Origin of the sequence: Mycobacterium sp., assembly GCF_035274705.1 — a bacterium.
GTDB lineage: Bacteria > Actinomycetota > Actinomycetes > Mycobacteriales > Mycobacteriaceae > Mycobacterium.
The window spans coordinates 1-19,219 of record NZ_DATENY010000021.1; the positions used below are offsets into that span (position 1 = coordinate 1).

At 65.7% G+C, this 19,219-nt stretch carries 26 protein-coding genes and 1 pseudogene; 14 read left to right on the plus strand and 13 right to left on the minus strand.

Annotation, left to right across the window (positions count from 1 at the left end):
- The 3 genes from VJV41_RS05540 to VJV41_RS05550 form a co-directional block, all read left to right on the plus strand.
- A partial coding sequence (locus tag VJV41_RS05540; protein ID WP_325331949.1) for a CoA transferase occupies positions 1-440 on the plus strand: 440 nt, incomplete at its 5' end.
- A gap of 17 nt (positions 441-457) precedes the next feature.
- On the plus strand, positions 458-1,210 hold the full coding sequence (locus VJV41_RS05545; protein WP_325331951.1) for a 3-hydroxyacyl-CoA dehydrogenase: 753 nt from the start codon (positions 458-460) through the stop codon (positions 1,208-1,210).
- 29 nt (positions 1,211-1,239) lie between these two features.
- A complete protein-coding gene (locus VJV41_RS05550) occupies positions 1,240-2,238 on the plus strand; it encodes a nitronate monooxygenase family protein (RefSeq protein ID WP_325331953.1) in 999 nt (332 codons plus the stop codon).
- 77 nt (positions 2,239-2,315) lie between these two features.
- Here VJV41_RS05550 and VJV41_RS05555 read toward each other — a convergent pair whose 3' ends face one another.
- A complete protein-coding gene (locus VJV41_RS05555; RefSeq protein ID WP_325331955.1) occupies positions 2,316-2,447 on the minus strand; it encodes a hypothetical protein in 132 nt (43 codons plus the stop codon).
- Between the two features lie 384 nt (positions 2,448-2,831).
- Between VJV41_RS05555 and VJV41_RS05560 the strand changes: the two genes are divergently transcribed.
- The 3 genes from VJV41_RS05560 to VJV41_RS05570 are packed head-to-tail and all read left to right on the plus strand — an operon-like array spanning position 2,832 to position 6,424.
- Positions 2,832-5,111, plus strand: coding sequence for an MMPL family transporter (locus VJV41_RS05560; protein WP_325331957.1), 2,280 nt, complete (start codon positions 2,832-2,834; stop codon positions 5,109-5,111).
- Between the two features lies 1 nt (position 5,112).
- Entirely contained in the window at positions 5,113-5,811 is a 699-nt protein-coding gene (locus VJV41_RS05565) for a TetR/AcrR family transcriptional regulator (protein ID WP_325331959.1), read from the plus strand.
- Positions 5,789-6,424, plus strand: coding sequence for a class I SAM-dependent methyltransferase (locus VJV41_RS05570; protein WP_325331961.1), 636 nt, complete (start codon positions 5,789-5,791; stop codon positions 6,422-6,424). Before VJV41_RS05565 ends, VJV41_RS05570 begins: the two co-directional genes overlap by 23 nt.
- Here VJV41_RS05570 and VJV41_RS05575 read toward each other — a convergent pair whose 3' ends face one another.
- Complete coding sequence (locus VJV41_RS05575; protein ID WP_325331963.1) at positions 6,425-7,138, minus strand: NAD-dependent deacylase; 714 nt, start codon at positions 7,136-7,138, stop codon at positions 6,425-6,427. It abuts the gene before it with no gap.
- A gap of 36 nt (positions 7,139-7,174) precedes the next feature.
- On the opposite strand from VJV41_RS05575, the gene VJV41_RS05580 reads away from it, so the two are divergent.
- Positions 7,175-7,540 (plus strand): GntR family transcriptional regulator, encoded by a 366-nt coding sequence (locus VJV41_RS05580; RefSeq protein ID WP_325331965.1) that lies wholly within the window; start codon positions 7,175-7,177, stop codon positions 7,538-7,540.
- Here VJV41_RS05580 and VJV41_RS05585 read toward each other — a convergent pair.
- The 3 genes from VJV41_RS05585 to VJV41_RS05595 are packed head-to-tail and all read right to left on the minus strand — an operon-like array spanning position 7,537 to position 9,730.
- Positions 7,537-8,376 (minus strand): class I SAM-dependent methyltransferase, encoded by an 840-nt coding sequence (locus VJV41_RS05585; RefSeq protein ID WP_325331967.1) that lies wholly within the window; start codon positions 8,374-8,376, stop codon positions 7,537-7,539. The genes VJV41_RS05580 and VJV41_RS05585 overlap by 4 nt on opposite strands.
- The gene (locus VJV41_RS05590; RefSeq protein WP_325331969.1) at positions 8,373-8,891 is read right to left on the minus strand and encodes a DUF1697 domain-containing protein; all 519 of its coding nucleotides are present in this window, start codon (positions 8,889-8,891) and stop codon (positions 8,373-8,375) included. Before VJV41_RS05590 ends, VJV41_RS05585 begins: the two co-directional genes overlap by 4 nt.
- The gene (locus tag VJV41_RS05595; RefSeq protein ID WP_325331971.1) at positions 8,891-9,730 is read right to left on the minus strand and encodes a class I SAM-dependent methyltransferase; all 840 of its coding nucleotides are present in this window, start codon (positions 9,728-9,730) and stop codon (positions 8,891-8,893) included. Before VJV41_RS05595 ends, VJV41_RS05590 begins: the two co-directional genes overlap by 1 nt.
- Before the next feature lie 31 nt (positions 9,731-9,761).
- Between VJV41_RS05595 and VJV41_RS05600 the strand changes: the two genes are divergently transcribed.
- The 3 genes from VJV41_RS05600 (at position 9,762) to VJV41_RS05610 (ending at position 10,809) form a co-directional block, all read left to right on the plus strand.
- Positions 9,762-10,205 carry a PPOX class F420-dependent oxidoreductase gene (locus tag VJV41_RS05600; RefSeq protein WP_325331973.1) on the plus strand — a complete coding sequence of 148 codons (444 nt, stop codon included), beginning with the start codon at positions 9,762-9,764 and terminating at the stop codon, positions 10,203-10,205.
- 15 nt (positions 10,206-10,220) lie between these two features.
- Complete coding sequence (locus VJV41_RS05605) at positions 10,221-10,388, plus strand: DUF5302 domain-containing protein (RefSeq protein ID WP_325331975.1); 168 nt, start codon at positions 10,221-10,223, stop codon at positions 10,386-10,388.
- A 91-nt stretch (positions 10,389-10,479) separates the two neighbouring features.
- Entirely contained in the window at positions 10,480-10,809 is a 330-nt protein-coding gene (locus VJV41_RS05610) for a LysE family translocator (protein ID WP_325331977.1), read from the plus strand.
- On the opposite strand, the gene VJV41_RS05615 is transcribed toward VJV41_RS05610, so the two are convergent.
- Both VJV41_RS05615 and VJV41_RS05620 read right to left on the minus strand, forming a co-directional pair.
- The gene (locus VJV41_RS05615; RefSeq protein WP_325331979.1) at positions 10,767-12,098 is read right to left on the minus strand and encodes an acyltransferase; all 1,332 of its coding nucleotides are present in this window, start codon (positions 12,096-12,098) and stop codon (positions 10,767-10,769) included. The genes VJV41_RS05610 and VJV41_RS05615 overlap by 43 nt on opposite strands.
- A 24-nt stretch (positions 12,099-12,122) precedes the next feature.
- A complete protein-coding gene (locus tag VJV41_RS05620) occupies positions 12,123-12,374 on the minus strand; it encodes a hypothetical protein (RefSeq protein WP_325331981.1) in 252 nt (83 codons plus the stop codon).
- A 147-nt stretch (positions 12,375-12,521) separates the two neighbouring features.
- Between VJV41_RS05620 and VJV41_RS05625 the strand changes: the two genes are divergently transcribed.
- A complete protein-coding gene (locus tag VJV41_RS05625; protein ID WP_325331983.1) occupies positions 12,522-13,121 on the plus strand; it encodes a TetR/AcrR family transcriptional regulator in 600 nt (199 codons plus the stop codon).
- A 9-nt stretch (positions 13,122-13,130) separates the two neighbouring features.
- Positions 13,131-13,784 (plus strand): enoyl-CoA hydratase/isomerase family protein, encoded by a 654-nt coding sequence (locus tag VJV41_RS05630; protein WP_325331985.1) that lies wholly within the window; start codon positions 13,131-13,133, stop codon positions 13,782-13,784.
- Here VJV41_RS05630 and VJV41_RS05635 read toward each other — a convergent pair.
- From VJV41_RS05635 to VJV41_RS05645, 3 genes and pseudogenes are all read right to left on the minus strand, one after another.
- Positions 13,781-14,986 (minus strand): MFS transporter, encoded by a 1,206-nt coding sequence (locus VJV41_RS05635; RefSeq protein ID WP_325331987.1) that lies wholly within the window; start codon positions 14,984-14,986, stop codon positions 13,781-13,783. The two genes, VJV41_RS05630 and VJV41_RS05635, sit on opposite strands and share 4 nt — an antisense overlap.
- A gap of 34 nt (positions 14,987-15,020) precedes the next feature.
- Positions 15,021-15,383, minus strand: a pseudogene (locus VJV41_RS05640) (cation acetate symporter); the annotation flags it as partial.
- Between the two features lie 287 nt (positions 15,384-15,670).
- The gene (locus tag VJV41_RS05645) at positions 15,671-15,967 is read right to left on the minus strand and encodes a DUF732 domain-containing protein (RefSeq protein ID WP_325331989.1); all 297 of its coding nucleotides are present in this window, start codon (positions 15,965-15,967) and stop codon (positions 15,671-15,673) included.
- A 185-nt stretch (positions 15,968-16,152) separates the two neighbouring features.
- Here VJV41_RS05645 and VJV41_RS05650 point away from each other — a divergent pair, with 185 nt between their 5' ends.
- Positions 16,153-16,731, plus strand: a complete 579-nt coding sequence (locus VJV41_RS05650; RefSeq protein ID WP_325331991.1) for an HhH-GPD-type base excision DNA repair protein — start codon at positions 16,153-16,155, stop codon at positions 16,729-16,731.
- 29 nt (positions 16,732-16,760) lie between these two features.
- On the opposite strand, the gene VJV41_RS05655 is transcribed toward VJV41_RS05650, so the two are convergent.
- Together VJV41_RS05655 and VJV41_RS05660 are read right to left on the minus strand one after the other, a co-directional pair.
- Positions 16,761-17,147 carry a recombinase family protein gene (locus VJV41_RS05655; protein WP_325331993.1) on the minus strand — a complete coding sequence of 129 codons (387 nt, stop codon included), beginning with the start codon at positions 17,145-17,147 and terminating at the stop codon, positions 16,761-16,763.
- Positions 17,148-17,207: 60 nt separating this feature from the next.
- A complete protein-coding gene (locus VJV41_RS05660; protein WP_325331995.1) occupies positions 17,208-17,867 on the minus strand; it encodes a nitroreductase family protein in 660 nt (219 codons plus the stop codon).
- A 36-nt stretch (positions 17,868-17,903) separates the two neighbouring features.
- Between VJV41_RS05660 and VJV41_RS05665 the strand changes: the two genes are divergently transcribed.
- Positions 17,904-18,050 carry a DUF1059 domain-containing protein gene (locus tag VJV41_RS05665; RefSeq protein WP_325331997.1) on the plus strand — a complete coding sequence of 49 codons (147 nt, stop codon included), beginning with the start codon at positions 17,904-17,906 and terminating at the stop codon, positions 18,048-18,050.
- A 19-nt stretch (positions 18,051-18,069) separates the two neighbouring features.
- Here the strand turns inward: VJV41_RS05665 and VJV41_RS05670 are convergent, their stop codons facing one another.
- Entirely contained in the window at positions 18,070-19,008 is a 939-nt protein-coding gene (locus VJV41_RS05670) for a hypothetical protein (RefSeq protein ID WP_325331999.1), read from the minus strand.
- Positions 19,009-19,219: the final 211 nt, after the last annotated feature.

A 19,219-nucleotide genomic window follows, 5' to 3' on the forward strand; every position in this document is an offset into this window, starting at 1 on the left:
ACATACTCGACACCGGTGCGCCGTACTACGACACATACACATGCGCCGACGGCCGCTACGTCGCGGTGGGCGCCATCGAGCCGCAGTTCTTCGCCGAACTGCTGTCCAAGCTCGGCCTCGACGCGGCCGACCTGCCCGACCAGAACGACGTCAGCCGCTGGCCCGAGCTGCGCGCCCGGCTTACCGAGGTCTTCGCGTCGCAAGACCGCGACCACTGGGCCAAGGTGTTCACCGACAGCGACGCGTGTGTGACGCCCGTGCTGTCGTTCGGCGAGGTCGAGTCCGAGCCGCACGTCACCGAGCGCGACACGTTCTACCGCGACGGCGACCATCTGTTCGCCGCGCCTGCGCCGCGGTTCTCCCGCAGCGTGCCGTCCGCACCGGAACCGCCCGGTGTGCCTGGCGCGGACACCGAAGCCGTACTCAGCGACTGGGTATAGAGGAAAGGAACCAATCAGTGGAGATCAGAGACGCCGTAGCCGTTGTCACCGGCGGAGCCTCGGGCCTGGGCCTGGCGACCACCAAGCGCCTGCTGGACCGTGGCGCGCAAGTGGTGGTCATCGACCTCAAGGGCGAAGAGGTCGTGAACGAACTCGGCGACCGCGCGAAGTTCGTCTCGGCCAACGTCACCGATGAGGCGGCCGTGACCGAGGCGCTCGACGTCGCCGAATCGCTTGGCACACTCCGGATCAACGTCAACTGCGCCGGCATCGGCAATGCGATCAAGACGTTCTCCAAGAACGGTGCCTTCCCGCTCGACGAGTTCAAGAAGGTCATCAACGTCAACCTGATCGGCACATTCAACGTGCTGCGGTTGGCCGCCGAGCGCATCGCCAAGTCCGAGCCGATCGGTGAAGAGCGCGGCGTCATCATCAACACCGCATCGGTGGCGGCATTCGAGGGCCAGATCGGTCAGGCCGCGTACTCGGCGTCCAAGGGCGGCGTCGTCGGCATGACGCTGCCGATCGCGCGCGACCTGTCGCGCGAGTTGATCCGCGTGTGCACCATCGCGCCGGGCCTGTTCAAGACGCCGCTGCTTGGCTCGCTGCCCGAGGAAGCGCAGAAGTCGCTGGGCCAGCAGGTTCCGCACCCGGCCCGCCTCGGCGATCCCGACGAGTACGGCGCGCTGGCCGTGCACATCGTCGAGAACCCGATGCTCAACGGCGAAGTCATCCGTCTCGACGGCGCGATCCGGATGGCGCCGCGATGAGCGCTTGCGCGAAGAGCTAGGGAGCGCAGATGACGATCGCGACGAAGTTCACCCAGACCTTCGGGGTCGAGCACCCCATCGCGCAAGGCGGCATGCAATGGGTCGGCCGCGCGGAACTCGTTGCGGCCGTTGCCAATGCGGGTGCGCTGGGATTCATCACCGCGCTGACTCAGCCGACGCCCTCGGACCTGGCGAACGAGATCGCGCGCTGCCGCGATCTCACTGACAGGCCGTTCGGCGTGAACCTGACCATCCTGCCGACGATCAACCCGCCGCCCTACGACGAGTACAGGCAGGTGATCGTCGACTCCGGCATCAAGATCGTCGAGACCGCGGGCTCCAACCCGGCGCCGCACCTGCCGATGTTTCACGACAACGGCATCAAGGTGATCCACAAATGCACCTCGGTGCGACATGCGGTCAAGGCGCAAAGCCTGGGCGTGGACGCCATCAGCATCGACGGCTTCGAATGCGCCGGGCACCCCGGCGAGGACGACATCCCCGGACTGGTGCTGATCCCGGCCGCCGCTGCGCAGATCGAGATCCCGATGCTCGCTTCCGGTGGTTTCGCAGATGCGCGTGGTCTGGTGGCCGCACTCGCATTGGGCGCCGACGGCATCAACATGGGGTCGCGCTTCATGTGCACGGTCGAGTCGGCGATTCATCAGAACGTCAAGGAAGCCATCGTCGTGGGCAAGGAAACCGACACCGAGCTGATCTTCCGCACCCTGCGCAACACGGCGCGGGTGGCGAGCAATGCGGTGTCGCGCGAGGTGGTCGAGATCCTCAACCGCGGCGGTCAGTTCGAGGACATCAAGGATCTTGTCGCGGGCAAGCGCGGGGTCAAGGTCTACGAGGTCGGCGACCTGGACGCCGGGATCTGGTCGGTCGGCACCGCAATGGGCCTCATCAACGACATACCGACGGTTGGTGAGCTGGTATCGCGCATCGTCGACGAGGCAGAAGAACTGATCACCGGACGACTGGCCGACATGATCGAACCCGACGAAGAAGAGAACGCGGCTTAGGAAAAGACCTAACGACGAAAGTGCCCGCGCTGGGCAAACCGTCCCGAGTGAACGCGCGCCGCAGGGCGCGCGCTTACTCAGACCGCGGTGGGCAGAGGGTGCTCGTCGTCGAGCTGCTCCGACGTATCGCCCTCGACCAGGACATCGCCGTGGTAGAGCGCCTCGAAGTCAACCTTGATGACATCAGCACTGGTGTCGTCGATCCACATGTACTGAACAGTAACCATCACCATTAAGGATTCTTTGAGTCACGATTCGGAAAATGGTGGCAATTCTTACCCCCGGGTAGGTTCGCCGGCTACCCGTGAGTAGCTCAAATCGAGCCGAGATGGACCCACGCGCAAGCTGGGGAACGCAAAGGTCCCTCGACACGCCGGTGAAGGAATTCATCGGCCCCTCCAGCGCTCGTGAAAATTGCACTGGAGGTCGTGGTGGAGGACGAGTCACAGCCCTGGCTGCAATTTAGGCGGGGATCCCACGTGAACAACCAGCCGTGTCGCGCCGTATCTACCGTGGGGGTGGAGGCGTTGACCATCTCAAGTTACCACTGATAAGTTATCGACGATATCAAGCGCTTGACGGAAGGACGCGTCGTGCTGCAACGCATTGCATTGCTGGCCATCGCCGCGCCACGACGAATCATCGCGATCGCGGCACTGGTCCTGATCGGGTGCGGCATCTTCGGAATTCCGGTCGCCAAGCACCTGTCAGCCGGCGGCATGAAGGACCCGACATCGCAGTCGGCTCAGGCGGCCAAGCTGCTGGTCGACAAGTTCGGCCAGGGCGACATGCAGCTGCTGATCAGCGTCACGTCGGACGCCGGTGCGCAGAGCCCCGAGGCTCAAGCGGTCGCCGCCGACATCGCCGCGCAGCTGAAGGCCTCGCCATATGTGGCCGACGTGACCTCGGCGTGGACCGCGCCGCCGCCCGCCGCGCCGGCACTCATCAGCAAGGACGGCAAGACGGGGCTGATCGTCGCCGGCATCACTGGCGGTGAGAGCGACGCGCAGAAGCATGCGAAGGCGCTGACGGGTCAGCTCGTGCATGACCGCGATGGCGTCACCGTGCGCGCCGGCGGCGAGGTGATGACCTACGTCCAGGTCAACGGGCAAACCGAAAAAGACCTGCTCTTGATGGAATCCATCGCCGTTCCGCTCAGCTTCTTGGTGCTGGTGTGGGTGTTCGGCGGGCTGATGGCCGCCGCGCTGCCGTTGGCCGTCGGTGGATTCGCCATTCTGGGTTCGATGGCGGTGCTGCGGGCGATCACGCTGGTTACCGACGTGTCGATCTTCGCGCTGAACCTCACCGTCGCACTGGGCTTGGCGATGGCTGTCGACTACACGCTGTTGATCATCAGCCGATACCGCGACGAGCTCGCCGACGGGGCGGACCGCGAGCGCGCTCTGGTTCGCACCATGACGACCGCGGGCCGGACCGTGCTCTTCTCGGCGATGACAGTCGCGCTGTCGATGGTTGCGATGGTGCTGTTCCCGATGTACTTCCTCAAGTCGTTCGCGTATGCCGGGATTGCGGTGGTGGCATTGGCGGCCGTCGCGGCGATCGTGGTGGCGCCTGCCGCGATCGTGCTACTCGGCGACCGGCTGGACTCGCTGGACGTGCGGCGGCTGGTCCGCCGCATCCTGGGCCGGCCGGACCCGGTGCGCAAGCCAATCGAGCAGAACTTCTGGTATCGATCCACGAAATTCGTTGAACGCCGGGCAATTCCGATCGCGCTCGCGATCGTCGCGCTACTGCTCGTGCTCGGCGCGCCGTTCCTCGGCATCAAGTGGGGCTTTCCCGACGATCGTGTACTGCCGCAATCGGCGTCAACGCGCCAGGTCGGCGACGACCTACGCAACAACTTCGCCGTCGACTCCGCGAAGAACGTGGTCATCGTCATCCCCGACACGACGGGGATCGGCCCTGCCGAACTCGACCGCTATGCCGCGGCGCTGTCGCGGGTGCCCGACGTGTCGTCGGTTTCGGCGCCTGGCGGCACGTTCGTCGGCGGCAGGCCGTCCGGTCCGCCGGCGGCGGCCACGGGGTTCAAGGACGGCAGCGCGTACCTCACGGTCGGCAGCACCGCACCGCTGTTCACCGACGCCTCCGAAGCCCAGCTCGATCGGCTGCGTGCGGTCAGCACACCGGCCGGCCAGCCAGTACAGATGACCGGCATCGCACAGATCAACCGCGACAGCTCCGAGGCGGTCACCTCCCGCCTGCCACTGGTCCTCGGCGTGATCGCGGCCATCACCTTCGTGCTCCTGTTCCTGCTTACCGGCAGCGTGATCTTGCCGCTGAAGGCGTTGGTGCTCAACGTCTTATCGCTGACCGCGTCCTTCGGCGCGTTGGTGTGGATCTTCCAGGACGGCCACCTGGGCGCCCTGGGCACCACACCCACCGGAACGTTGGTGGCCAACATGCCGGTGCTGATGTTCTGCATCGCATTCGGGTTGTCGATGGACTACGAGGTGTTCCTGGTGTCCCGGATCCGCGAGTACTGGCTGCGGTCCGGGCGCACTCGGGCGGACAACGACGAAAGTGTCGCGCTCGGGCTGGCCCGCATGGGCCGCGTCGTCACCGCTGCGGCGCTTGTCATGTCCATCTCGTTCGCCGCGCTGATCGCAGCCCAGGTGTCGTTCATGCGGATGTTCGGCGTCGGGCTGACCCTGGCGGTGCTCGTCGACGCGACGCTGGTGCGGATGCTGTTGGTGCCGGCGTTCATGCACGTGCTGGGTCGCTGGAACTGGTGGGCGCCCAAGCCGCTGGCCCGGCTGCACGAGCGGATCGGGATCAATGAATCCGGTGACGATACGGTGACGCCGACGCGGGATCATCGACGGCGCACGGTTTCCGTGACGGACACTGGTTAGCGTGACGGTCCAGCCGTTGAAGCGACGCCGCGCAGCCCGCGGTTCCGGTGAACAGTTGCGCGATGAGATCCTCGACGCGACCACGGACCTGTTGCTGGAGACAGGCCACGCCAAAGCGGTGTCCATCCGGTCGGTGGCACAGCGCGTCGGGGTGACGCCGCCGTCGATCTATCTGCATTTCGCCGACAAGGACACGCTGCTGGACGCGGTGTGTGCACGGTACTTCGAGAAGCTCGACGAGGAGATGCAGAGGGCAGCGGCGGACCAACCGTCTGCGATCGAGGTGCTGCGGGCGCAGGGCCTGGCCTACGTCCGGTTTGCGACGAAAACCCCTGAGCTGTATCGCATTGCCACCATGGGTGAGGGCAGACCCGGCAGCGACGTAGACGTTGCCCTGAATAGCTCCGCGTTCGAACACATGCGCAGCGCAATTGAGTCGTTGATGGCCGAAGGTGTCTATCCGGCCGGTGATTCCACCGCCTTCGTCTTGGAGTTATGGGCAGCGGCACATGGGGTGGCCGCAATGCTGATATCGCGGCCGTACATGCCGTGGGGCGATGCCGAGGTGTTCACCGATCGCGTGCTGAGGGCGATGTGCGCCGGACACATCATGTCCGGTGTGATCGATCCGGAACTGCCACCGCAGGAAGCGATTAGCAGATTGAAGGGAATGCTCGATGAGCAGCAACACCGTCGATAATCCGTTCTTCGCGCGAGTGTGGACCGTGATGTCGAAACACGAGCCGGAGGCGCTCAAGCGGCTGCGGCGCGAAAACCTCGCCGGCCTGTCCGGCCGCGTACTGGAAGTCGGCGCGGGCACCGGGACCAACTTCGAGTTCTATCCGGACACGGTGACCGAAGTCGTGGCCGTCGAACCCGAGCGGCGGCTGGCGGTTCTTGCGCAGAAAGCTGCTGCCGCGGCGACGGTGCCCGTCACGGTGAGTGCGTCGACCGTGGAGAGCTTTTCCTCAGGTGAGCCGTTCGACGCAGTGGTGTGCTCACTGGTGCTCTGCTCGGTTGACGAGCCCGAACAGGTTGTCCAGCAATTGCATTCGGTGCTGCGCCCGGGTGGCGAGCTGCGCTACCTCGAACACGTCGCAAGCAGCGGCCGTCGTGAACGGCTGCAGAAGATCGCCGACGCGACGATATGGCCGCGGATTGCCGGTAACTGTCACACCCATCGACATACCGAGGAGACAATCGTCGGCGCGGGTTTCCAGGTGAGTGGTGCCCGCCGCGAGTGGACGGTTCCGGCGTGGGTACCGGTACCGGTGTCGGAATTCGCGATCGGCCGGGCGGTTAAACCCGCCTAGCTAGCCGAGCAGTGCGGGCAGGCGTTGCAGCAGCGCCGGCAGCGCCGTGGCCGCTGATTCGCGGATGACGACCGTCGCGGCATCCGACAGCGGTGTGCGCTCGGGATTCACCTCGATCACCGCGGTACCGTTGGCGAGCGCCAGCTCGGGCAGCCCCGCCGCGGGGTAGACGATCGACGACGTGCCCACCACGATGACCACGTCCGCGTTCGTCACCGCCTCCACGGACCGCTGCCATGCGTCGTCGGGCAGCGGCTCGCCGAACCACACCACGTTCGGCCGGATCAAACCACCGCACACACAGCGCGGCGGGTCGACCGACTCGGTCGGCTCGCGCATCTCTGGCAGATCGTCAGCGTAGGCGGTTTGGCAACGGTCGCAACGGAATTCGAACAGACTGCCATGCAAGTGGTAGACGCGTTTGCTGCCGGCACGCTCGTGCAAGTTGTCGACATTCTGGGTGACGACGTGCACGTCGGCGTAGTCCTCCCAGGCCGCGACGGCAAGGTGGCCGTTGTTGGGCGCCACAGAGCTCATCATGTAGTGCCGCCACAGGTACCACGCCCACACCCTGTCCGGATGCGCCCGCCAACCCTGTGCGCTGGAGATCTCGTACGGGTCGACCTTCGCCCACAAGCCGGTTTCGGCGTCGCGGAAGGTCGGCACGCCGCTCTCTGCGGAAATGCCCGCTCCGCTGAGCACCGTTACTTGCACACCACCAAACTAGCGGGTTTAAGAGATACTGAGCACGTGGCGGAGTTGGGGGACTGGGTAAGCGTCGATCCACACGCAGCCAAGCCGCTTTTCGACCAGCTCAGGACGCAGATCATCGACGGGGTCCGGGACGGCAAGTTACCGCCCGGCACCCGGTTGCCGACGGTGCGTGAACTCGCGGGCCAGTTGAGCCTGGCCGTCAACACCGTGGCGCGCGCATACCGAGAGCTGGAGTCGGCGGGAATTCTCGAAACCCGTGGTCGATTCGGTACTTTCGTCGCCCGCGCGGACCCTGCCGACGCCGCGATGGCCACTGCCGCGCATGCCTACGTTTCGGCGGCCAAGGCGCTCGGCGTCGGCAAGGCCGAGGCGCTGCGGTACGTCGAGGCGGCGTTCAGCTAGCCGAATTCCAGCAGGGTCAGCACCGGCCGGACCGGATCGAACAGCGGGAGACGCTGGGCCGTCCAAATCAGTGCGTTGAATACCTTGCCGCGGCCGGCCGGCATCGGCAGATCATGCACCGCCCGGATGCCCGGCACGGTTTCCACCAGATTCGCCGCTTCCGTCGGAGACAGCGAGAACGGCATCGGCGGCACCTTGTAGCGCGGCGAGGTCCGCATACCGCGGCGCGCCCACATCGCGAACCACGCCGGAGGCAGGTCGAACATCATCTGCCCGCCGGGAAACCGTTTGGCGCATTCGGTGATCAGCCGTAGCGCGTCGTCGGGCTCCAGGTACATCAGCAGCCCTTCGGCGGTGACGAATACCCCATGGTCCGTGTCGACCTCGTCCATCCAGCTGAAGTCAAGCGCCGACTGCGCGCGCATACGCACCCGGTCCGACGGCAGCAGCAGTTTGCGCCGCAGCTCGACCATCGGGGGGAGATCGACTGTCAGCCACTGGAATTCGTCGCCGATATCGGCGGCGTTGAGGCGGTAGAAGCTTGTCTGTAATCCCTCGGCGAGCGCGACGACGGTGGCCTTGGGGTGATCGAGAAGGTAGCGACGGGCGTGCCTGTCGAAGGCCAGCGCGCGTACCGCCATGTCCTGCCGGCGGGAATACCCGAACTTGGCGAAGTCGTAGTCGATGGAGTCGGCCAGCTCGATCGCCATCGGATCGTCGATGATGGAATCCGGCCGCCGTGCCTCGTGTGCCCGCACCCATAACGTCAGCAACGCCGTCTCCGAGACACCGGTCAACACGGTGCCGTCGACCTTCGCCGTCGGTGCGGAACTCATCGCAGCACCTTCTCGACGGTGCGCAAGTTTCGCGTGGTCGTCGACGACTTGTAGCGCTTCTTGCCCATGGTCTTGCCGATCGTGGTGCCCAGCGTGCCCTTGGGCACCTGCCAGTAGATGACGCCTTTACCGCGTTTGACCTTCTCGTCGGGCCCGGCCTCCTTGCCGAGCTCGGCGAGTTCGTCGAGCACCTTCGGATCGGTGACGAACGTGACGTACGAGTGGTGACCCTCGACCTCGCGCTCGAAGGGGAAACTGTCGGAAACGGCGCGCACTGTTTCTACGTCGTACGCGAGCACCCAGGCGTCGTAGCCGAAGGCGTCGCGCAACGCTTCTTCTGCCTTCTTCCTGACCGCCTCTACACCGGACTTGCTTTCGAGCAAGACGTTGCCGCTCGCCAATATCGTTCGGACTTCGGTAAATCCGGCGTCTTCAAAGGCCTTGGCCACCTCGGCCATCTTGAGGTTGACACCGCCGACGTTGACGCCGCGCAGGAACGCCGCGTAGCGAGTCATCAGCCGAACTCCAGCAGCGTGCAGTTCGGGCGCCTGTGCCGTATCAACGGAATGCGGTCCAGCGGCGGCCAGAACGCGAACTTGAAGACTCCGCGACCCTGCGGCAGCGCAACGTCGCGGGCCTTCTGCACGCCGGGAATTCGCTCGGCCAGCGCGAGACCGTCATCCACGGTGAGGGCGAACGGCATCGGCGGGGCGATGTAGCGGCCGGACAGCTTGGCGCCCTTGAGGGTGCGGCGGCTGAACCACGGCGGGACGGAGTCGAACATCATCTGACCGCCCGGAAAGCGCGCCGCGCAATCGCGGATCAGCCCGAGCGCGTCGTCGGGGTCGAGATACATCAGTAGACCCTCGGCGGTGATGAACACGCCGTGCTTTGTCTCGACCCGGTCCATCCAACTCAGGTCGAGCGCCGACTGGGCCAACTCGACGATCCGTTCGTCGTGGGGCAGCAGTTGTTCACGCAATGTCATGACCGGCGGCAAATCCACGGAGTACCAAGTGAGTTCGTCGGCGACGCCCGCACGGTCGAGTCGCCAGAAGCTGGTTTGCAACCCCTCGGCCAGCACCACCACCGACGCTTTCGGATGTGTGCTCAGGTAGTTCCGTGTCGACGAGTCGAACGCCAGGGCTCGCAGCGCGTGCACTTGACTCGGCCTGCCGAACTTTCCGTAGTCGTAGTCGATCGCGTCCAGCAGAGTGACCGCCCACGGGTCGCGGATGACCCCGTCGGACCGCTTGGCCTCGGTTGCACGATTACGCAGCGTCCACAGCGTGGTGGCGGAGACGCCCTCGAGAACGTTGCCGTCGACTGGAGAAAACCCAGGAAGCCCGCTCATTGAATCGATCCTAGAGAAGTAGGCTCGGGTGATGGGGCGCCAAGTGTTCGACGACAAGCTGTTGGCATTGATCGGCGGGAACTCGCTGGGCGTGCTGGCCACGATCAAACGCGACGGCAGGCCGCAGTTGTCAAATGTGTCGTATTGGTTCGACAAGCGGAATCTGGCGATCCGGGCGTCGATCACCGAAACGCGTGCCAAGACCCGCAACCTGCGACGCGACCCCCGGGCCGCGATCCACGTCAGCTCCGACGACGGCTGGGCGTACGCCGTCGCGGAGGGGGACGCGACGCTGACTCCACCGGCGACTTCAACGGATGACGACACGGTGGAGGCGTTGATCGGGTTGTACCGCAATATCGCCGGTGAGCATCCGGACTGGGACGACTATCGGCGGGCCATGGTCGAGGACCGCCGGGTGCTGATGACGTTGCCGATTTCGCACGTATATGGGATGCCGCCCGGGATGCGGTAGGGCTACGCTGCGGACATGGCTGATGCACCGGAAGACGACACAAAACGCAAGTTCCGGGAAGCGCTGGAGCGGAAAAAGGCCAAAGCAGCGAGCGGCTCCGAACACAAAGATCGTGGCGCCAAGCAGCCGCGAGCGCACGGGCCGCTCGAGAATCGCCGGGAGTTTCGCCGCAAGAGCGGCTAGCCCGTGACGCCGGAATTCCTTCTGACGACACTCATCGTGGTGGCGACGCCGGGCGCCGGTGTGCTCTACACGCTCGCGGCGGGACTCTCGCGTGGCTGGCCGGCCGGAGAAGGTCTCGCCGTGGCGCGTCATCGTGTCGGGTGTGCTGGTGAACATGCTGAACCCTAAGCTGACCATCTTCTTCTTCGCGTTCCTGCCGCAGTTTGTCCAGCCCGACCGTGACGGTGGGGTGCTGCTGATGGTCTGGCCGAGCGTGATCTTCATGGCCGTGACGCTGGTGGTGTTCAGCATCTACGGTGTATTCGCGGCCGCGGTCCGTCGCGAGGTGATCTCGCGGCCGCGCATCGTCGCGTGGATGCGGCGCAGTTTCGCGGCGACCTACGTCATTCTCGCCGGTCGGCTCGCGGCGCAGACACGCTGACTGTCGCCGGCCAGCCCGCGTGCGCCGACCAGCGCCACGAGCATGACTGCGACGAGGTAGAGGCCCTGGTCCTTCAACCCCCAACCGACCGACGCCAGGGTCGCCGCACCCGCGATGCACAGCAGTGCACCGACGGCGGTGCTGCGGCGGCCCGGCTTTGCGAGGAAGCCGCCGTCCCACAGTGGCAGCGGGCTGTTCTCCAGTGGACGCAGCGTGACGAACACCAGCGCGACCAATACGGCCATGATCAGAAGTTGCACCACCGACAGCACGATGAAGCCTGGCGTCGCCGGGTCGAACCGCGGGCAGCCGAGGTAGTCGAACACCAGATGCATGGCCAGCAGCGGCGGGATGTGCCACAGATACAGCGTCATCGCGCCAGAATTGCCGATCGCGGCCAACCACCACACCCGCGGACGTTGGGCCCAGCGTGCGATCGCGGGCGCCGCGGCAATTGCGAACGCGCACAGCATGATTGCATGCCCTGCTAGCAGCAGCGACGGCGGCGTCATGTTCTTCAGATGCTGGGTCTCGATGCCGACCAGGCTGACCTCGTAGGGCCCGAACGCCAGTAGCCCCAAGTTGATCGCCAGCATGACGAAGCCGAGCGTGAGTGCGGCACGGCCGGTCAGGAGGTGACGACGATAGGCGACGCCGAACAAGCCCGGGATCAGCCACGCGATCATGTTGAGGTAGCCGAGCGCTGAGGTGCCGCCGATGTTGATCCGGATCGCGTCGACGACGGCAACGAACGCGTAGGCGCCCCCGACGGCGGCGACCAGACGTCCGGTGGTGGTGATGCGCGCCAGCAACGGGATGGTCGCCAGCACCAGGACATAGGCGCCGAGGAACCACAGCAGCTGGATAGAAATGCCGGCGACCGGTTCGTAGACGTGCTCGGGTAGCACGGTGCTGAGCACTGCAAGCGCGGCCCACCAAAACCCGAGGTAGTAGAACACCGGCCGGTAGAGCCGGGTGCAGCGGCGCATCAGCCAATTGCCCCAGCTGCCGCCGGGCACCCAAGACTCGACGGATGCCGCGACACCGGCGAAGAAGAACAGCGGCATGATCTGGAACACCCACGTCAGCGCCTGGAACACCGGCGACGCGGTGAGCAGATTGCTCCAGATGAATACGCCATCGCGCAGCGTGCTGGTGGCCATGATCGTGTGCCCGACCACGACGCCCACCAGCGACACGATGCGGATGACGTCGATGGCGCGGTCACGCGTCGCGGGTATGGCCGCCTCGACCTCGGCTGGGGTGGGCAACAGCGTCGCAACTGTCATGCCGCAACGGTAAGCCCGCAGCGCCTAGGTAGAACCACTCAAATTTCTGGCGTACCGCCAGCGCCGGCTCTTGACGGCCTCGAGCGCCTCGGAGACGTACAGGTGAAGGGGACTGGGGTTCTTTGTGGACTGCCGAACCCATTGCTGGAAGCCGAAATCGGCCGCTGCGAAGGCCAGCTGAACCAGCAGGGCTGGCCGCGCGTCCGTGGCGGCGTTGGCGCTGATGCGGTCGGCCGTCAACTTCACTATCCGGTCGCGGTCGGCGGGGTTGAGCATGGTGACTTTGTCCAGTAACTGCGGCGTGGCGAGGATGGCCTCGCGCCACGGTGCGCTGCCGCTTTCCTCGAAACAGTTTGTGCGAGCGACGATTGAGGATTCACTGTCAGCTTTGTTTTAGAGCAACTGCTCTGTTATCGTGCGTGCATGCCAAGGCCGCAACTGCACAACCGCGACGCGATGCTCGACGCCGCGGAAGCGCTGGCGGTGCGCGGCGGGCCCAAGGCGGTCACCGTTCGCGCGGTATCCGAGCTGTCCGGCATCTCAAACGGGGCCATCTATCACGCATTCGGGTCGATGGGCGGACTGGTCGGCCGGGCATGGGTGAGAGCAGCACGCCGATTCCTGGCGCTGCAGCGCGAGCTCGTCGATGCGGCGGCTGACCCAGCTAGCGGCGTGGTTGCTGCGGCCGATACACCCGCGGTTTTCAGTGAACAATTCCCCGTCTCGGCTCGGCTCGTGCTCGGTACCCGGCGCGAAGATCTCACCGGCGACGCGCCTGCCGACGTGCAGGCCGATCTAAAGGCGCTCGATGACGACTTGCGAGACATGCTGATCCGGCTGTCCATCGCCGTGTTCGACCGCAAGGACGGGGCTGCGGTCGGCGTCATCGAAGACTGCATCGTGGGGTTGCCGACCGGTTTGATGCTGCGCCGCTCAATGCCACCCACCGCCGATGCCCGTCAACGGCTTGCCGCCGCAGTCGAAGCAATCTTGGCCGTCGGGCCGCCTCGTAGGAAGAAGTAAGGAGAACACATGTCCCCACAAGTCGAAATCACCGACGACATCGCCGTTTTGAACCTCGGCGACGACGAGAACCGCTTCTCACCGGAGTGGTTGGCCACCGTCAACGGCATCCTCGACCGGGTGGATGCCGGAGAGGCGAAGGCCTTGGTGAGCACGGGTGACGGCAAGTACTACTCGAACGGGCTAGATCTGGAATGGCTTGGCTCGCATGGTGATCAGGCCGAGTGGTACGTCGCGCAGGTACACGCATTGCTTGCGCGGGTGCTGACGGCACCGGTTCCGACGGTCGCGGCCGTCAACGGCCACGCGTTCGGTGCCGGCGCAATGCTCGGCATTGCCCACGATTTTCGCGTCATGCGCAGCGACCGCGGCTACTACTGCTTTCCTGAGGCCGACATCCAGATCCCGTTCACACCGGGCATGGCCGCCTTGATTCAAGCGAAGGTGTCGCCAGCCGCGGCAGTGGAGGCCATGACGACAGCGCGGCGATACGGCGGCCCTGACGCCGAGGCGATCGGATTGGTCACGGCGACGGCGCCGGAAGGCAAAGTCACAGCCGCCGCCGTCGACCTCGTCACGGGGCTCAAAGGCAAGCATGCGCCCACCCTCAAGGCGATCAAGTCGACGATGTTCAGCTCAGTGATCGCCGCTCTACAGGGCTAGGCGGCTACGGCCCGCCTTGACTCGCGTGCCTCCTGCACCAGAATCGCAACCAGGCATATGGTCGCCAGAACCCCGACCGCGACGGCGAAACTCACGCCGGCGGTTTGCAATCCCCAATCGCGGGCGGCCAGTCCCTCGCCCACGACCGGCAGCGAGATCGCCACATATGCGACGACGAAGTAGGTGGAGCTCACCTCGGCGCGTCGATCGGCAGGTGTGCGTTCGGCGACGGCCGCCAGGCCGCGGCTGAAGCTGATGCCCTGTCCGATGCCGGATACCACTGCGGCGGTGATCAAACCCGTCAGCGACGAAAAATGAAGCGCCACGGCGAGAATCACCATGCCGACTACCAGGATCGCGCAGCCGATCGCGACCGCGCGTTGCGGCGCCAGCCCGCCGGCTGCGATCTGCGCCACCGCGGATGCCGCGAAGATCGAACAGGCGATGAGGCCGGCGAGGGCGTGGTTATCGATTCCGACGACATTGGCCAGGAATGAGGGGGCCACGGCCGTGAACAAGCCCGTCACCGCGAAACCCGCGAACGCCGCGAGCGCGGCGACGACGAAGACCGCGCGCACTTCGACCGGCACCGAGAGCCGCTGCACCCCAATGCGTCCGGCCTTCTGGGAGGTTTCAGGCACAATGAACACCGCGATGCCGGCCAGCGCCGCCAACACGATGTGAACGATGAAGCTCAGCTTCAGCGGCTCGGGTGCGTACTCGACGAGCAGACCGGCGAGCAGCGGCCCGGTTCCCAGCCCGCCGATGTTGGCAACTGTCGCGACGGCCGCGGCCCTGGTGCGCCAATTCGGTGGCGCGGCTTCGATCACGGCCGCGGTCGCGGTGCCTGTGAAGATGCCCGCCGACAGCCCCGACAGCACCCGGCCAACCAACAGCGTCGGTACAGAATCCGCGACGAGGAACACTGCGGCCGAAGCCAGTGCGAACACCACGCCCGCCAGCAGAACCGGCCGCCGACCGATCGCATCAGACCATCGGCCGAACGCCAGCAGCGCGAACAGCACCCCGCCGGCGTACGTCGCATAGATCACCGTCGTCGTCAGCACCGCAAAGTGCATGTGCTCGGCGTACAGCGCGTACATCGGCGTCGGCAACGTGGTGCCGACCATGATGGCCGCGAACGCATAGGCCAGCAGCGGGAAGGCGAATCGGGTCTTCGGCGTGGTCTCGAGCACGTCCATCAACAGCGACGCTATCGCGGTTGGTTATGCCACGTCAGTGTGAGACCGCCTTCTCCGCGCCGATCCCGGTCAGCGCCCGCACCTCGAATTCGGCGTTGACTTCCGCATCGCCGCGATCCGACGAGGTCAGCGTGCCGACAATGCCGAGCAGGAACGCCAGCGGAATCGACACGATGCCCGGATTGCTCAGTGGGAACCAGGCGAAGTCGACATGCGGCAGCATCGCCGTCTTCGCCCCCGACACCGCGGGGGAGAAGATGATCAGCAGGATCGTCGATATCAGACCGCCGTACATGCTCCACAGTGCGAGCGACCAATACAGCGAATACAGGATGGTCGGCAGGTTCGCGGCGGCCGCCACCGCGAAGGCCAGTGCGACGAGGAACGCAATGTTCTGCTCGATCAGCAAGCCAGGGACACGTTGAGGACAATCACGGCCTTGTCGAGCAGCGTTTCGAGACGCGGCCAACACGGTGTCCAACGCTCCAGTGACACGGATGCTGAGCTTGGCTGAATACCGATCAGGAGCGACTGCGAGCGTCTCTGGGCGGGCTGCCCACGACGGGATACTCGAACCAGGTGTCGGGCTTTCCCGCGTCCGTCGCATCCAACACACCTACAAGAGCATCGTCATCGAGCGCGTCCCAACCGGCTCACGGGTAGCGCGATGTGCGGTGATTTCACCTACTGAACGGGGCAGGCGTACTTTCTGGCCACGTCCATCACCCGCTCCTGTGCTCCGGGGCCGATAACCCCTTGAGCAGCCATCTCCAAACCGATGTATCCCGGTAAGCCGCCGATACACGCCTGGTGAGCAACTCGCCACGCAGTGTCTGGATTCAGGTTGTAGCCGTTGCGTTGCAAGCCTTGCAGGTATTCGTCGAATGCCGGTGTGCCCTGGTCTGGAATCGCTTGAGCCGTGCCGGCCAACGCAGTAGCGGTAACCATCGCCGCAACAAGGGGTGCAATGACCCGTCTCATGTCCGTCTCCTAGGGGCGTATCCACCGGTTATCGGCTCCACGATCGCACACCCTAGCGACACACACCCCCGAACCGACCTGACCCGAGCGATGCGTTCGGTCGGCGAAGACGCACCTCACGGCGGCCTGAAGTGCCGGTCGACTCAGTCCGATCGCTCCGCTGCAAGTCGTCCTAGACTGGCCGGGTGCCCACCTTGCAGCTGGTCCAAGATCCGGCGGCCGATGCGTTGCTGGATTCCAATGCATTCGCGCTGCTGGTTGGGATGCTGCTCGATCAGCAGATCCCGATGGAGGTGGCGTTCGGCGGCCCGAAGAAGATCGCCGACCGGATGGGCGGCGTCGACGCCCGTGAGATCGCCGACTACGACCCCGACAAGTTCGCCACGCTGTGCGCCGAACGCCCTGCGGTGCACCGCTTCCCGGGCTCGATGGCCAAGCGGATCCAGACTCTGGCGCAGATTGTCGTCGACCGCTATGACGGCGACGCCGCGGCGATATGGACGGCCGACAACCCGGACGGGGCGGAGGTGTTGCGGCGGCTCAAGGGCTTGCCCGGCTTTGGTGAGCAGAAGGCCAAGATCTTCCTGGCGCTGCTCGGCAAGCAGTACGGCGTGACGCCGAAGGGCTGGCGCGAAGCCGCAGGCGATTACGGCAGGGCCGGGTCGTTCATGTCGGTCGCCGACGTCAAGGACGCGGGTTCGCTGGAGAAGGTGCGTTCGTACAAGAAGCAAGCGAAGGCGGCAGCGAAGGCCGCCAAGGCCTGAGCCATCAACCGAGCGAAGGCCGCCAAGGCCTAGTGCGTCTGGCGTTCGGGCTCGAGGTCGAGCTGGGCGAGGCCGCGCAAGATGTTCGCGACGACGCGTCCGGTCGATGTGCCGGTGTCCAGCCCTTCTTTGAGTGCCCGCAGTGTGATGCCGCGGTCGGTCAGGTCGGCGATGGTCCGCGTCACCTCGGCCACTGATCGGCCAAGGCGATCCAGTCCGACCACCACGACGGTGTCGCCCGAGCGGGCATAGCTGAGCATCGCGTGAAGGCCGGCCCGCACCCGGTCGGCTGAGTCGGACAGTCGGTCGGTGAACACCCGCCGCGGATCCACCCCGGCAGCGGTCAATTCCGCGAGCTGATTATCGAGGGCCTGCCCGGCGGTGCTGGCTGTGGCGTAGCCCAGCGTGGCTGTCACGAATTCAAAGGTCTCACGGTGTGGACCGTGTGTGGAAGAGACACGCCCGTCGCGATGTGGCTAACCGCTGAACGGTTGCCCGTCGAACCGCTCCCGCGTGGCGATTTCGGCGACTGATCTCCGGGTGAGCTTGGTGAGCTGGCGCACCGGCTTGCCAAGCGGCAACACAGCCGCGATCGCGTAGGTGTCGGGGATGCCCAGCAGTTCCTTGACGCGTGGTTCCTCCGCCACGACGTTCGTGGTGAGCACGCCGCCGTAGCCTTCGTTGCGGGCCGCCAGCAGGATGTTCCACACGAACGGGTAGACCGACGCGCCGGCGATCAGGCCGACGCGGTCGAGGTCCTGGTCGAACGCCGCGACGACCGCCAGATCGACACAGACCACCAACACCACGTCTGCCTCGCGCAACGGGCTTTGCGGCGGCACCTCGACGGCGGCGATCGTCTGCGCGTCAACCCCGCACGGCTGCAACGGATTCCACGGGCCCTCGCCGTTGCGTAATTGCGCGATGTATCGCTGCGTTCCGGGGATGGTCAGCTCGATCAGCCGCTCGCGGGTCTGCCCGTCGCGGACGATCACAACACGTGTGCCCTGGCGGTTGCCGCCGCTAGGCGCGAACCGGGCGTTGTCGAGGATGCGCTCAAGTACTTCGTCGGGCAGCGGGTCGCCGGTGTATTCGCGCACGGCGCCCGTCGTGCGCATCACATCATAGAGATCCATGATCACCATCATGCTGATCTATGCGATTGTGAAGATATGAAGACGCATTTGAACTGTCCGTGCGGCGAGGCGATCACCGGCAAGGACGAAGAGGATCTGGTCGAGAAGGCCCAGGCTCACCTGTCCGAGAAGCACCCCGGCCGTGAGTACGACCGGGACGCCATCCTCTTCATGGCCTACTGACCTTCGCTCGCGGAATGGGTCAGGGGACGACCGTCGAGCCGATGGTCGGCATGAACTGGCACTGTTTCTCGGTCGTGGTGACCTGACCGAAGATCGTCGAGATGATGCTGCCCGAGCCGGTGTCGACGATCGCTGTCAGCGTGGTCGGGCCGTCGGGATTGATGTCCGACCGCGGCTTCAGCGTCGCGCTGCCCGACTTGCCCGTCGTCAGGTTGACCCAGGTCACGTTCAGCGGCAGCTTCTGCTCGGCCGCCGGGCCCGGCGTGCCGATCGCGGTGAACACGTAGGCCGTCTGCCCCGCCCTCGGTCCGGGTGCCGGGATCTTGGCCGGACCCGCCACCGAGATCGCCGTCGCCAACACATTTCCGCCGTCCGCGAGGCACCCGTTACTGATCGACGGATACATGAAGTCCTGTGTCGGCGGCGCGTCCGGTCCGAATGACGGGTTCGCGTCGGGCGCAGGGGCAGCCGCGGGCGTCGCATCTGGAACTGGAACTGGAGTCGGGGCCGGCGTTGGTGCAGGAGCCGGCGCGGGCACCGCATCCGGTACCGGCCCGACGGCGTGGGCGGGATTGACGCCCGCAGGCAGGTGCGCCTCGGTGCCCGGCACAGCGCCAGGAGCCGGCACATGCGCGGCCGACGGTTGTGCGACGAACTGATTGACGGCCGACGCCACATTCCGCGAGTCGGCCGGCGCGGCCGAATTACCCGCGAACACCGCTGCTGCGGCCATCAGTTGCGACGCAGCGCTCGTCGGGTCCGCGGCTGCCCGCTGAATCGCGGGCCCGAGGCTCTGCACCGCCGACAAGCCCGGCGCCTGCAGCCCGTCGATGGGCAGCGGTGGCGCCGGTGCTGCCGGGTCCGCGTTGGCGATTGGTGTTATGCCGCCCAGTAGTAGAGCGGCTGACGAGCCCACCGCGATTGCCGCGGTGGTGAGCATCGTCCTGGTCGATGACATGGGTCCCCCAATGCCTGGTAGTGGTGGACGTTCGTCTGTCGCGGCGATCAGGGCAGTGCGGACAGCGGCAACAGCACCGGGGCCAGTCCAGCGCCGGGTGCCGCGGGAGCCGCGGCCGGAGCCGTCGCAGGGCCGGCCTTGGTCAGCGGCGCCTGCAAAGCGGACGGCATCAGGGCGGAGAGGTCACCGGGGAAGGCAACCTGTTGCGGGA